Annotated in this window: 13 protein-coding genes and 1 pseudogene; 9 read left to right on the top strand and 5 right to left on the bottom strand. The window is 59.5% G+C overall.

The features are described from left to right. From R3175_RS17395 to R3175_RS17385, 3 genes are all read left to right on the top strand, one after another. Positions 1–416 (top strand): class II fructose-bisphosphate aldolase (locus R3175_RS17395; protein ID WP_318945611.1); only part of this gene is annotated, 416 nt, incomplete at its 5' end. A 256-nt stretch (positions 417–672) separates the two neighbouring features. After that, positions 673–1,629: a DnaJ C-terminal domain-containing protein gene (locus tag R3175_RS17390; protein WP_318945610.1), complete on the top strand. Its 957-nt coding sequence runs from the start codon at positions 673–675 to the stop codon at positions 1,627–1,629. Positions 1,630–1,644: 15 nt separating this feature from the next. Further along, complete coding sequence (locus tag R3175_RS17385) at positions 1,645–1,989, top strand: chaperone modulator CbpM (protein ID WP_318945609.1); 345 nt, start codon at positions 1,645–1,647, stop codon at positions 1,987–1,989. A 13-nt stretch (positions 1,990–2,002) separates the two neighbouring features. Here the strand turns inward: R3175_RS17385 and R3175_RS17380 are convergent, their stop codons facing one another. Further along, on the bottom strand, positions 2,003–2,140 hold the full coding sequence (locus tag R3175_RS17380) for a DUF6435 family protein (RefSeq protein ID WP_318945612.1): 138 nt from the start codon (positions 2,138–2,140) through the stop codon (positions 2,003–2,005). Between the two features lie 248 nt (positions 2,141–2,388). Here R3175_RS17380 and R3175_RS17375 point away from each other — a divergent pair, with 248 nt between their 5' ends. From R3175_RS17375 to R3175_RS17365, 3 genes are all read left to right on the top strand, one after another. Next, positions 2,389–3,819, top strand: coding sequence for a DUF5666 domain-containing protein (locus R3175_RS17375; protein ID WP_318945608.1), 1,431 nt, complete (start codon positions 2,389–2,391; stop codon positions 3,817–3,819). 81 nt (positions 3,820–3,900) lie between these two features. After that, the gene (locus tag R3175_RS17370) at positions 3,901–4,770 is read left to right on the top strand and encodes a DUF6502 family protein (RefSeq protein WP_318945607.1); all 870 of its coding nucleotides are present in this window, start codon (positions 3,901–3,903) and stop codon (positions 4,768–4,770) included. A gap of 99 nt (positions 4,771–4,869) precedes the next feature. Continuing rightward, positions 4,870–6,306 (top strand): DUF5666 domain-containing protein, encoded by a 1,437-nt coding sequence (locus tag R3175_RS17365; RefSeq protein ID WP_318945606.1) that lies wholly within the window; start codon positions 4,870–4,872, stop codon positions 6,304–6,306. A gap of 50 nt (positions 6,307–6,356) precedes the next feature. Here the strand turns inward: R3175_RS17365 and R3175_RS17360 are convergent, their stop codons facing one another. Continuing rightward, positions 6,357–7,322, bottom strand: coding sequence for a nitronate monooxygenase family protein (locus R3175_RS17360; RefSeq protein WP_318945605.1), 966 nt, complete (start codon positions 7,320–7,322; stop codon positions 6,357–6,359). A gap of 80 nt (positions 7,323–7,402) precedes the next feature. On the opposite strand from R3175_RS17360, the gene R3175_RS17355 reads away from it, so the two are divergent. Both R3175_RS17355 and R3175_RS17350 read left to right on the top strand, forming a co-directional pair. Then, entirely contained in the window at positions 7,403–8,125 is a 723-nt protein-coding gene (locus tag R3175_RS17355; protein ID WP_318945604.1) for a DsbA family protein, read from the top strand. A 142-nt stretch (positions 8,126–8,267) separates the two neighbouring features. Next, positions 8,268–9,275 carry a rhodanese-related sulfurtransferase gene (locus R3175_RS17350; protein WP_318945603.1) on the top strand — a complete coding sequence of 336 codons (1,008 nt, stop codon included), beginning with the start codon at positions 8,268–8,270 and terminating at the stop codon, positions 9,273–9,275. A gap of 19 nt (positions 9,276–9,294) precedes the next feature. On the opposite strand, the gene R3175_RS17345 is transcribed toward R3175_RS17350, so the two are convergent. The 3 genes from R3175_RS17345 to R3175_RS17335 form a co-directional block, all read right to left on the bottom strand. After that, positions 9,295–10,239 carry a DUF523 and DUF1722 domain-containing protein gene (locus R3175_RS17345; protein WP_318945602.1) on the bottom strand — a complete coding sequence of 315 codons (945 nt, stop codon included), beginning with the start codon at positions 10,237–10,239 and terminating at the stop codon, positions 9,295–9,297. A gap of 95 nt (positions 10,240–10,334) precedes the next feature. Next, positions 10,335–11,366, bottom strand: coding sequence for a DUF6160 family protein (locus R3175_RS17340; RefSeq protein ID WP_318945601.1), 1,032 nt, complete (start codon positions 11,364–11,366; stop codon positions 10,335–10,337). A 138-nt stretch (positions 11,367–11,504) separates the two neighbouring features. Then, positions 11,505–12,197 (bottom strand): GntR family transcriptional regulator, encoded by a 693-nt coding sequence (locus R3175_RS17335; RefSeq protein WP_318945600.1) that lies wholly within the window; start codon positions 12,195–12,197, stop codon positions 11,505–11,507. 293 nt (positions 12,198–12,490) lie between these two features. On the opposite strand from R3175_RS17335, the pseudogene R3175_RS17330 reads away from it, so the two are divergent. Continuing rightward, positions 12,491–12,773, top strand: a pseudogene (locus tag R3175_RS17330) (alkane 1-monooxygenase); the annotation flags it as partial.

Raw genomic sequence — 12,773 nt, 5'->3', positions numbered from 1 at the left:
TCAAGGCCATCCACAAGCGGATTCCGGACACCCACCTGGTGATGCACGGCTCCAGCTCCGTTCCCCAGGACTGGCTGGCCATCATCAACGAGTTCGGTGGTGAGATCCCGGAAACCTACGGTGTGCCGGTCGAGGAGATCGTCGAGGGCATCAAGCACGGCGTGCGCAAGGTCAACATCGACACCGACCTGCGCCTGGCGAGCACCGGTTCCATCCGTCGCTTCCTGGCCCAGAACACTGCTGAGTTCGACCCGCGCAAATACCTGAAGGAATCCATGAAGGCGATGACCGAGATCTGTATCGCCCGCTACGAAGCCTTCGGTACCGCCGGCAACGCCAGCAAGATCAAGCCGGTGGACCTGGAAACCATGTTCCAGCGTTACGCGTCCGGCGAGCTGGATCCGAAGGTTAACTGATCCCGCCATAAAAATGAGCGGGGACAGACTTGAGTCTGTCCCCGGCCTCTCTGAGGGGGACAGGTTTGAAACCTGTCCCCCTTGTTGTTTCTCAATCTCCTTCACCTCCTTCTGACCGTGGTCAAATTCAGACCAATCCCACCTTGTAAATTGCCGCTCGCCAACAAATATTTAAAGACAGTACCTGGAACGTTCGGCGGGGACAGACCTGAAATCTGTTCCCCTCAATCTTGAACTTGTAGCTGCGAGAGACATCATGGAGTTCAAGGACTATTACGCCGCCCTGGGCGTGAGCGAGTCGGCGACGCCGGAGGAGATCAAGAAGGCCTACCGCAAGCTGGCGCGCAAGTACCATCCGGACGTCAGCAAGGAGGCCAATGCCGACGAGAAATTCAAGGACGTCGGTGAGGCCTACGAAGTCCTGAAGGACCCGGAGAAACGCGCCGAGTACGACCAGATCCGCAAATACGGCAGCCGGGGGGAGCAGTTTGAGCCGCCTCCGGGCTGGCAGAGTGCGTCCGGTTTCGGTGGTGGCGGTTACACCGAGGCCGACGCCCGTCACTTCAGTGATTTCTTCGAGTCCATCTTCGGCGGCGGTGGCGCCAGTCGCCATGCCGGTTTTGGTTTCCGTCCCCAGGGCCCCATGCGGGGGGAGGATGTGCATGCCCGCCTGGCGCTGTTCCTGGAAGAGGCCTTCAACGGCTGCGAGAAGCAGGTCACCTTCACCGTGCACGACTCGGTGGATTATTCGCACCTGAAGGCCCGCACCAAGACCCTGAAGGTCAAGATTCCGCCGGGCATGCGCGAAGGCCAGCACATCCGCCTCAAGGGGCAGGGATCGCCCGGGTTTAATGGGGGCGAGCCGGGGGACCTGTTTATCGAGGTGGAGCTGGCGCCTCACCCGCTGTTCACCGTGGAAGGCCGGGATATAGTGGTCACCGTGCCGGTCACTCCCTGGGAGGCGGCGCTGGGGGCGTCGGTCACCGTGCCCACGGTGGGGGGGAAGGTCAACCTCAAGCTGCCGAAAGGCGCGACCACCGGCCGTAAGCTACGGCTCAAGGGCAAAGGCATGCCCGGCAAGCACCCGGGCGACCAGATAGTGGTGTTGCAGGTGGTGATGCCGGAGCGGCACAGCGACCAGGCCGAAGCCCTGTATCAGCAACTGGCGGAGCTGGAGGGTGGCTTCAATCCGCGTAGCAAACTTCATGTGTAAGCGGGGGCGCAGGGCATGACCAGGAAAGATTCGATTCAGACTGTCGAGGTGGCCGAGCCTCAGATGACACTGACGCTGACCGAAATTTGCGAACGCGGTGAATGCCACGCCGAGTTTGTCATCAAGCTGGTCAACTACGGTATCATTGCGCCGGTAGAAGATAGCTTGGAGGAACGCTACTGGCAGTTTGACCTGGCGGCACTGGCAAGGTTGCGAAAGGCGCTGCGGCTGCAGCGTGACCTCAAACTGAATCTGCCTGGATTGGCGATGTCGCTGGAACTGCTTGATGAAGTTCAGGATATGCGCCGTGAGGTAAATCGCCTCAACCAGCAACTCCGGCAATTGATGGGGGAGTGGTAATGCCCCCTTCTCTTTACCCCCGCTTTTCCAACGTATCTATTCCCGCGTAAATCTGCTCCGCTTCTTCCATGAGCGTGCCATGGGGGCGCAACTCGCCATCGCGCTGCGTGTGGAGCGTTTTGGCGAGCTTGTCTTCGTGAGCTTTTTGCAGTTTTTCTTCGGATCACCCTTCAGAAATCCCAGCATGGTTCTGCCCCTGTTTTCGTTTGTGTGTAGATAGCTTACGCACACGTTGAACAGAAGTTCATAAATTCTTAATGATCAAAAACTGGACATTTTGACTTTTTGGGAATAAATTCCCATATTGCGGTGTGGGAATACTATCCCAAAAACAAGGTGAAAGAGGGCGGGCCCAGAAGGCCTTGTGGGATAGCGGGAAATTAAGCCTGGAGAATCGATATGAAACGTAATGCCTTGTCTAAAGCGATCAAGATCGTCATTGGCGGTGCCCTTGCCGGTACTCTGGCGGCCTGTGGTGGCGGTGGTTCTGGCAGTTCGGACAGCTCCGAAGCTTCCAGTGGTTCCAGCGTGGGCCCGCTTTCCGGTTTCGGCAGTGTCTACGTCAACGGTATCCGTTTTCATACCGATGGCTCAGTAAACAGTGACGACGGTGTTGAACGGGAAACCCAGCTGGAAAAAGGCATGATCCTCAAAGTTCGTGGCAGTTGGGACGGTAGTGGCGAGGGTGACGCGCAACGTGTTGACTACGATGACACGATACGCGGGCCCCTGACGTCCGCCACATGGGACGATGTCGAAAAGACCGGGACGCTGATGGTTGCCGGACAGACTGTTCACCTGGATGGTCAGACCGTTTTCAAAGGCCTGAGCCCGGTCGAGATTAACGGCGTGGCTACCGACACCTATCGTGTGCGCGTCAGCGGGTGGCAACTGAATGATGGTTCTTTCCGCGCCAGTTTCGTCGGCGTGAAGGCTATCAGCGGGGATTTTAACGACAACAACGAAGTGGAAATCGAAGGTATCGTTGAGGATCTGGATGCCGGTGCCCAGACTTTCACCATTAATGGCTTTCCGGTGGACTACACCAGTGCCGTCTTTGACGACGACATGACTCGGGACGACCTTCGCCAAGGCTTGGCGGTTGAAGTAGAGGGGGGGCTGGAAGGCGGGGTGCTGATCGCCTGGGAGATTGATGAAGAGGGCGAACTGTTTGACGAAGATGACGACCTGGAGATCGTCGGCGTGGTCTACGATTTTGACGCGGCCAATCAAACGTTCTTGATCAATGGCATCCAGGTTCAGGTTAACAGTGGCACCGAATTTGATGATGGTCTGAGCGAAAGCAGCTTGGGTAATGGCCTGTTGCTGAAGGTGGAAGGCGATTACCGCAACGGTGTGTTGGTTGCCGAGGAAATCGAACCCCGGGACGGAGATGCCGAACTGGACGGCATTATCGAGTCAAAATCAGGCAGTGAAACTCTGATTGTCAGTGGGGTGCGCGTGACTCTGACCACTGGAACCCTGATTGGGGACGACGATGGTGATGATGAGCGCATCACCATGCGTACTCAGGATATAGAATACCTCAATGTGGGGGATTTTCTGGAAATCGAAGGGCGCCAGCGCTCTGAAGATGGCGGTTTTCTGGAGGCCATCAGGGTTGAGCGGGAAGATGATGGTGACGATGACTTCGAAATGAATGGTCGAGTCACGGCTCTCTCCAGTACGACAGTCACCGTCATGGGCCTGGAAATGTTGCGGGGCAGTGCGGATTTCACCGGTATCGAGGTTGGCAGCGAGGTGGAAGTGGACTACTTCCGCAATAGCGGTGGTGATTATGTCGTCAGTGAAATCGAGGAAGATGACTGACCATGCCGAAGCCCGGCCGGGGCTGAGCCGGAGGCCGGGCAACGCTGGTTTTGAGTACGGTATGGGAATATAATCCCAAAAATGAAGCATTCCGACACCAATCCCCTGCATCAGGCGCTGTATCGCATTCTTCGCCCGCTTGCCAGACTCATGCTCCGTAATGGCATCCCATTCGGCGAGTTCGCGGAGCTGGCCAAGCGGGCATACGTGGAGGCAGCTCTGGAGGACTTCGGCGATGACCGTAAAAAAACAACGGACTCCAGAGCGGCCGTAATGACAGGCCTGACCCGGAAAGAGGTCAAACGGCAGCGCGAAATCCTGGCCGGAGAGCATTCCGGCAAGTCGACTGCTGTCCATGCTAACCGGGCCTCCCGCGTGGTGTCAGGCTGGGTTCACGATACCGCATTCCAAAATCACAAAGGGGAGCCGGCGATACTGGCCTTCGATGGGCCGCTCAGTTTCAGTGAACTGGTTAAACGATACAGCGGAGATATGCCGCCTCGTGCGGTACTGGATGAATTACTGCGGGTGGGCGTGGTCTCTGTTGATCGATCGTCGGGTGAGCTCGTGCTGAAGCAGCGTGCCTATATCCCCCTCGGTGACAGTGAAGAAATGCTCCAGATTTTTGGCGAGGATGTATCTGATCTGGTGGCAACCATCGACTATAACCTGGTCAGCGGTGAAGCTGGCCATCAGCCCCTGTTCCAGAGAACACTGACGTACAATCGCATTCCTCCAGAGATAATGGCCCGCTGGCGCCGACACGCAGCCGAGCAGTCACAGCAATTGCTTGAGCAGCTGGACCGATGGTTGGGGCCCCATGATCGCGATATTTCTGGGAAAAAGGATGACGGAAGTAATGCAAAGCCGGTGAGAACCGGCGTCAGTATCTTCTATTTCGAAGACCCGATGACCACTACCCCGGCCCGGAGTGCCGGTGAGGGAGAGTAACCCATGAAACCGACACCAATGCACCGGTACCTTTCAGTCTCAGCGGGTGCGCTCGTGGTTGTTTTGATTTCTGGCTGTGGGGGCAGTGGAGACAACTCTGTGAATGTTGCCGACGGTGGCATTCGGGGTACTGGTGCCAGTGTGGGGCCGGTATCCGGTTTTGGCAGCGTGTTCGTCAACGGGATCCGCTTTGAGACCGACGGCTCGGTCGCCAGCGACGATGGCATTACCCGGGAGGATCAGCTTGACGAAGGCATGATCCTGAGGGTCGAGGGGCAATGGCGCGCCGATGGTGGGGGGACTGCAGAGCTGGTGGAGTATGACGATACCTTCCGCGGCGAGGTGGTCATCGTCTCCGAGACACTCGACCCGGACGACAGTAGCATTCGTGAGAGTGTCACGTTCACCGTCTATGGCCAGACCATCATCGCCGACAAACAGTCGGTGTTCAAGGGCTTGTCGTTACAGACTATTGATAGCGGCAGGTTTGTCCGTGTCAGTGGCTGGCGCCTGCCGGATGGCCGTTATCGAGCCAGCTATGTCGGCTCTTTGGAAGTGTCTTTGGATGACGTCGAGATCGAGGGGCGGGTTGACGATAACTCCTTGGATGCCGGCCTGAACCGGTTCTCGATCAACGGATTGCCGGTCGAGTATGACAATACCACCACCTTTGGTGATGGTCTGACGGAAAGGGATCTGAACGCCCTCGGGCTTGTGGTTGAAGTGGAGGGGCGTATCGGTTTCGTTGGTGGTGCCTCCGGACTGATAGCCAGTAACATTGAACAGGATGAAACCCGGCGTTACCAACGCGGGGATGATGACGACATCGAGTTTGCCGGGCCGGTGACGACAGCATTTGACGACGCTGACAGCACCTTCACCGTCAATGGACTGACAGTGATGGTCCCTGATGATGAGGTGTTTGAAGATGGCCTGACCAGTGAGGACCTGCAACCGGGCCTGTTGATCCAGGTTGAGGGGCGCTTCCTGGCAGGCGGAAGCGTTGAGGCGGAAGAAATCGCCATCCGGGAAGCCAACGCTGAAGTCGAGGGGCCCATCGACCAGGCATCCATCGATTTCAGTAACCGCACCTTCCTGGTGGGGGGCGTTCGGGTTCAGGTTACGCCGTTAACCATCATCAGTGATGATGACAATGACCAGAGGATCGGTCTGGCAGACCTGAATGGTGCTTTTAAGGTGGAAGTGGAGGGCATCGAACGGTCTACTGACGGCGGCGAGGTATTCCTGGAGGCGACCAAGGTTGAACGTGAAGTTGAAGACGACTCGGGTCGTGAGTTCGAGGTAACGGGGCGTCTGGGTGCCATTGACGACACCACGGTCACCGTACTGGGTGTCCAGATATGGGCGGAAGACGGTGAAACCGAGTTTGATGGCATTCAGCGTGATCAGCTGATGGCTGACTTTGAGAGTGGGGAGCGTCCGCTCATTGAAGTGGATTACGTTGAACAACCTGCAGGCAGCGGCAACTTTGTCGCTGGCGAGGTCGAGCAGGAGGACGAAAGCTCCGGTAGCTGACCAGTATGCCGGAAACGGGGCCTCTCCGGTCCCGTTTCCATTCTGCGGGTTTATCCGCACAGTGTGGATCTGGCCGAGTAATATTCGCCACTTAACCGGGTTACCAGCGCTGCCACCGACAACACATTGTGAATCTGACTGACCCCCTGGCCCGCAGACCACACGGTTTTCCAGGCCTTGGCCTCGTCGTCCAGGGGCTTGAGCTTCTCACCGTAATTGACTTCGGCGGCCTTGCCCAGCTTGTCCATGGGAAAGCCCGCCGCCTCCAGGCTCTGGCGCATGAAGCTGGCCGGCACGCCGGACACCGCCGGGGTGTGAATGATGTCCTCGGACACCGCCTCGATGATCATGTTCTGGTAGGCGGCCTCGGCCCGGGACTCGCGGGTGTTGATAAAGCGGGTGCCCATGTAGGCCATATCCGCCCCCAGCGCCCGTGCCGCCAGCAGATCCTCGCCGTGGGAGAGGCCACCGGCCAGGATAACGGTACCGTCGAACACGTCGCGGATTTCGTGCACCAGAACGAACGGATTGGTGGTGCCGGCATGCCCACCGGCGCCGGCGGAAACCGCGATGATGCCGTCGACACCGGCTTCCGCGGCCTTGCGCGCGTGGCGTTGGTTGATCACATCGTGGAACACCAGGCCGCCGTAGCTGTGCACCGCCTCCACCACCTGGCTGGCGGCTCCCAGGGAGGTAATGACGATGGGCACTTGGTGGCGGACACAAAGCTCCAGGTCTGCCTCCCAGCGGGGATTGGTGCGATGGACCACCAGGTTCACCGCATAGGGGGCCACCGGATGTCCGGGATGCTGCTCCCGGTAGGCGGCCAGTTCGGAGTTCATCTGGACCAGCCACTCCTCGAACCCGGCACTGGTGCGCTGGTTCAGCGCCGGAAAGCTGCCCACCACCCCGGCCTTGCAACAGGCCAGGGCCAGTTCCGGGCCCGAAATCAGGAACATGGGCGCGGCAATCAGCGGTAGGCTCAGGGATTCGTGGAGGGACTGGGGAATGGCCATGCTGGCACCTCGTTCTGGCGGAACTTTTTGCGGTCTGTCATGATCTTAGCGTCTATTTATCAATACACAAAGGAGCGTTTATGGGAGAGGCAAAGCGGCGCAAGGCGACAGGTGCACCGGGGTACGACAAGTCCGGTCGAAGGAAGCTGGCCTGGATGGCGACAGCCGTTGCCGCGGTGGTGGCAGTGGTTGCCGGGCTGTTGTTGGTGACCCAGCCGCCGGAAAAAACGGCGGAGACCTTGCCGGTGGCCGCGGCTGACGCCGAGCCGTTTCCCGCCGAGCTTGACCGCTACGGCGTCAGCGTTGGCGACGAGGATGCCCCGGTGGTGGTGCGTGAGTTCGCCGATTACCAGTGCCCGGCCTGCGGGCGGTTCTTCGACGCCAGCCAGCGCCTGAAGGACGAATACGTGGCGGCCGGCAAGGTCCGCTTCGTGTTCTTCGACCTGCCCCTGCGCCAGCACCAGAACGCCATGCCCGCCGCCATGGCCGCCCGCTGTGCCGGTGACCAGGACGGCTACTGGTCCATGCACGACGCCTTGTTCGCCAATCAGGGCGAATGGAGCGGCACCAGTGCGCCGGTGGACATGTTTTCCCGCTACGCCGTGGAGCAGGGCCTGGACGAGCGCCGCTTCCGCCGCTGCATGACCACCGAACTGCACCGTGAAGCCATTGACAGCAGCGTCCAGGTGGCCAGGCAGCTGCGGGTCATGAGCACACCCACCGTGCTGGTGGACAACATCCAACTGACCCGTCCGGGCTGGGGCCAGTTGTCGGCGGTGGTGGAGCGGGAGTTGGCGGACTAGATCCTCATGGCTGTCTTTCAGCCCATACTCACTTGCACCTGACGGTCAGTTGGTTAAAATTCGCACGCCGCTGACCGGCACAATTTTTCAGTTTTCAGAAACCCATGCTCCGGATTTACGATCCGGCCCGCAGGAGTAACTTATGACAGACTCAGTCGTCGTCTGCGCACTGTACAAGTTCGCGGTCGTCAATGATTACGAATCCCTTCGCCAGCCCCTGCTGGACCTGATGCTCGCCAATGAGGTCCGCGGTACGCTGTTGCTGGCTCGGGAAGGGATTAATGGCACCATTGCCGGCAGCCGGCAGGGCATCGATGCGGTCAAGGCCTGGATCGACACCGATTCCCGTTTTGACGGCATCGATTACAAAGAATCCTTTGTCGACATCCAGCCCTTCAAGCGCACCAAGGTGAAACTCAAGAAAGAGATCGTCACCATGGGCGTGGAAGGAATTGACCCCAAGCGGGTGGTGGGCACCTACGTCGAGCCCCGGGAATGGAATGAGCTGATCTCCGACCCGGAAGTGCTCTTGATCGATACCCGCAACCAGTACGAGGTGGAAATCGGCACCTTCAGGAACGCCGTTAACCCGGCCACCGACACCTTCCGCGAGTTCCCCGAATACGTTAAGCAGAACCTGGACCCGGCCAGGCACAAGAAGGTGGCGATGTTCTGCACCGGCGGCATTCGCTGCGAAAAGTCCACGGCGTACCTGAAAGAGCAGGGCTTTGACGAGGTCTACCATCTCAAGGGCGGCATCCTGAAGTACCTGGAAGAGGTTCCCGAAGAGCAGTCCCTGTGGAAAGGCGAATGCTTTGTCTTCGACGATCGCGTTACGGTAAATCACCGGCTTGAGCGTGGCGAGTTCGACCAGTGTCACGCCTGCCGCCGGCCGATCACCGAAGAGGACAAGCAGCGCCCGGAGTACGAGCAAGGCGTCAGTTGTCACCAGTGCATCGACTCTCTCACCGAGGAGCAGAAAGCCCGGTTCGCCGAGCGCGAGCGTCAGATCCGGCTGGCCGAGCAGCGTGGCGAAACCCACGTCGGCGGTGAGGCGGCCAGGGTCATCGACGAGCGCAAGAAGCGCAAACGGGCCGAACGGGCCCGTCAAGCGGCCAGAAGTGCCGCCGGGGAGAAACTGCGGGCCTGATCGGGCCCGCTCGACGTGTTCAAACCCGATTCCTCAGCCCCAACTCGTCCGGGTAGGGGCTGAGGTAATGTTGCAGCTCCACATAGTCCACCGGTTCCCGGCGCTGGGCCATTCTCAGCAGGGTCATGGGCACGATCAGCGGTAACTCGCCACGATGGTAGGCCTCGATCTGCTCCAACAGCACCTTCCGGTCTTCATCCCCCATCGAATCACGCAGGTACCCCATCAGGTGTTGCATGGCGTTGACGTGGGCGCCCCGGCTGACCTTGCAGGTCATCGCCTCCATAAAGCCTTCGATGTATTGCCCGGCAGTTTGTTCAATCGGGCGGGATTTCAGGTCAGACAGCAGTGGCCCCAGCTTCCGGTAGAGGGGCTCGTTGTGGGCCAGCAACTGGAACTTGTGGCGGGTGTGGAACTCAATCAGGGCGCCGGGGGTTAGATCGGCGGCCACGTTCTGCATCCAGTCGTCGTAGGCGAAGACCCGTTCGATGAAGTTCTCCCGAAGCTGGTCGTCGTGAAGGCGCCCCTCCTCCTCCACCGGCAGCAGGGGATAGGCCTTCATCAATGCCGCGGCAAACAATCCACTGGCATCCCGGCGAACGACCCGGCCCTCAGCGTTGTGCACCTTGATCCGTTCCATGCCACAACTGGGGGACTTGGCCATCAGGATGTAACCCCGCAGGTGGCCCAGGGTGGGGATCACCTTGTCGATCACGGCCTGCATTGAGTCGGTGTGATCGGCACTGCCCTTGGCTTCAATCAGCCGCAGCTCGTTGTCGATCTCGCGAAGGTGGATGGCCGGCCGTGGCGTGCCCATGCCGGCGGCCATTTCCGGGCAGATGGGGTGAAAGTCGAAGTGGCGGGCCAGCACCTGGGTGCAATAACGGGAGTGTTTGTGGCCGCCATCATGGCGTACCTGCTCGCCAAGGAGGCAGGTGCTGATACCAACAGGAATTCCGCTCACGGCTTGGGCTCCTCATCGATTGGGACCGTTGGGCATACCCGATTATCTACGTGAGAACAGTGTAATCCGATTACGGGGTTGGCGCGAAATCCGGATCAGTGGCCGTAGACCAGCAGGGAGGAGTCGGTGATGGCGAAATCGGTGAAGTGCACAGCGCCGATGTTCTGTTGGCCCACCCGGAAGACCGGCATATCGATATCCGCCCGGAACTCCACGTCGTGAATGGACAGGCCTTCGATCCCGGAAGTGCCGCTGATACCCCTGGACAGGTTGGCATTAGCACTGGCCATGTTGAAATGGCCGTTCATGTCGTCGCCGCGTCGGTTGTGGATCTGGAGGCCTTCGATGCCCACCGCGGCCAGGTTGAACAGCAGGATCACGTCACCCACTTCCCACTCCACCTGACCGTTGTCGATCAGGAAGTGGCTGCTGATCTGCAGCTCGGACCCGGAGACGGCGGTGCCGCTGCTCAGAACACGGGGTGCATCGGCGGTATTGCGCACGGTGATGTCGGTGGGGCCAAGGTAGCCCTGGAGCAGGATGTTGGAGAACAGGGTGGTGCTGTCAGCATTGCCGCCGGTGACCACGCTGTCGATGCCCAACTCGAAATCCACGGAATAGAGATAATCGGCAATGCTGGCCGGGTCGCCCGAATCCAGCGGGCTGACGTGAATGACCAGATCGCCGTCGTCGTATTGCCGGCCGTAGTCCCCGCCGGCGCTGTAGGCGGTCATGGCGGCGGCGACATCCGGGTTGGACGGGTCGAGAATGCCCTGATCGCCCCGGCGGGCCAGTTCCGAGAATCCATAATCCAGCACTTCGCCATCGCCGGCCACATCCAGAGTGATCTTCAGGTTATCCAGCATGCTGCCGTTGTGGCCGGACAGCCAGAGGTGGTTGATGTCCAGCGGGGCGTCGTCCAAATAGCGGATCTGGCCGATGTCCACTCGGGTGGCCAGTTCAATCGTCAGGCCCGACTGTCCCGTGATCACCGCGAGTTCCGCATCGCCCAGTGATTCAAAACCGTGGGCCTGGGCGACGACCACCGAGGTCAGCGCCAGGCCTATTACCCGCCGCCAATACCCGGCTTTGTGAGGTGTTCCGGATTCCGTGGCGTCAGTGGTCACGAGCGGTCCCTGCATCAGTCTGTGGCCGCAAGCTGGGATCCCCGACAGGCGGCAAGAGTCTCAATAAGTTACAGACTGTTACGATAGGGCGGAATGTCGGGCGCTTCTGCGCAGTGGGTCACAGAAGCGAATCTGAAGTTACGCGGATTCTACCGGGGTGGTCGGCGCCTCGGCCTCCGGAGACAGCGCCTGCAGGATCAACTGCCGCTGATGCTCGAAAAAGCCCTGGATATGTTTGGAAGCGGCGGGCTTGTCCCGGCTCAGCACGGCCTGGGTGAGGCCGCTGAAAAACTGGGCCGTGCGTTTCAGGTCCTGGCGGTAGCGGTCGGCACTCAGGTAGTAGGTTCGGCTGACCGCCGGTTTGAAATTGGTCAACGCCTCGGTGAGGTAGGGGTTGCCCACCACCTGGCAGCACACATCCATCACGTCGAAGCTGGCTTCCACCACGGCCAGTACATTCGCATCACCGGTCAGCTGGCGGGTGACCTGTTCAATCTTCGCCAGTAACCGGTCCCGGTCGGGCGCCTGCCAGCGGTCGATCAATCGCTCCACCAGCATCTGCAGCAGGTGCATGTAAACGTCGTAGAGCTCGGAGGCGTGCTCGGCATCCAGCCAGGTGGCCGCCGCGCCTTTACGCGGGGTGATGTCCACCAGATGCCAGCGTTCCAGGGTGTAGAGGGCTTCCTTGACGGAGGCCCGGCTTACCTGAAGTTCGGCGGCGACCTTCGCTTCGTGGATACGCTGCCCGGGCTGGACATGGCCGGTCATGATCTGCTCGGCCAGGTAGTTGGCAATCTGTTCAGCGAGTGTGTTGGGAACCTGGAATTCCATAAAAGCTCTCTGGATCGGGCGTCTGAGCCCCTGGTAGGCGTTCTTCAACGAGTGTAACACAGCTCCATCCTTTGCCTTTAGCGCCCTGGTTCGCCGGGAAACGGCTAGTGGGGCTTGTCTGGGAAATTTTCGTCTCAATGTTGACGATTGCTGTATTGTAGGACAATAATGCAATTAGTGGTTGGCGAATACAACGACGCCAATCCTAAAAATTGCCAACGCGAAGCGACCATCGGACCGCACCAGTCGCCGTTGTCGCTTCCGAAGTCAAAACCCAGCAAGAGGGATGTACCGTGAGCACCAGTAACCAAACCATGATGCAAAGCCCGGCTCGTCGCCGGCTCCTGTTGAGTCTCAAGAAGTATGCGTTCCTGATTTCCATGCTGCCGCTGGCCATACCGGCCCTGCTGCTGGCTGCGGGCCAGGCCCTGGATATGGTGAACCTGTTTGCCTGGGGCGCGCCGGTGGTGGTGTTTGTGATCATCCCCATCCTGGACTGGATGCTGGGGCAGGACGCCTTGAACCCGGACGAGGTGGAGGAGGTGCCTTCAATGAACAAGGAGCGCTTCTACAAGT

This window comes from Marinobacter sp. (genome assembly GCF_033722735.1).
In the GTDB taxonomy this organism is placed as follows: domain Bacteria; phylum Pseudomonadota; class Gammaproteobacteria; order Pseudomonadales; family Oleiphilaceae; genus Marinobacter.
This window is presented reverse-complemented; position numbering and strand designations above follow the sequence as displayed.

Coding starts and splice junctions, on each gene's coding strand:
- R3175_RS17360 (WP_318945605.1), bottom strand. CDS start 7,322: ATGGCCATTCCCCAGTCCCTCCACGAATCCCTGAGCCTACCGCTGATT.
- R3175_RS17355 (WP_318945604.1), top strand. CDS start 7,403: ATGGGAGAGGCAAAGCGGCGCAAGGCGACAGGTGCACCGGGGTACGAC.
- R3175_RS17375 (WP_318945608.1), top strand. CDS start 2,389: ATGAAACGTAATGCCTTGTCTAAAGCGATCAAGATCGTCATTGGCGGT.
- R3175_RS17350 (WP_318945603.1), top strand. CDS start 8,268: ATGACAGACTCAGTCGTCGTCTGCGCACTGTACAAGTTCGCGGTCGTC.
- R3175_RS17335 (WP_318945600.1), bottom strand. CDS start 12,197: ATGGAATTCCAGGTTCCCAACACACTCGCTGAACAGATTGCCAACTAC.
- R3175_RS17390 (WP_318945610.1), top strand. CDS start 673: ATGGAGTTCAAGGACTATTACGCCGCCCTGGGCGTGAGCGAGTCGGCG.
- R3175_RS17385 (WP_318945609.1), top strand. CDS start 1,645: ATGACCAGGAAAGATTCGATTCAGACTGTCGAGGTGGCCGAGCCTCAG.
- R3175_RS17370 (WP_318945607.1), top strand. CDS start 3,901: ATGAAGCATTCCGACACCAATCCCCTGCATCAGGCGCTGTATCGCATT.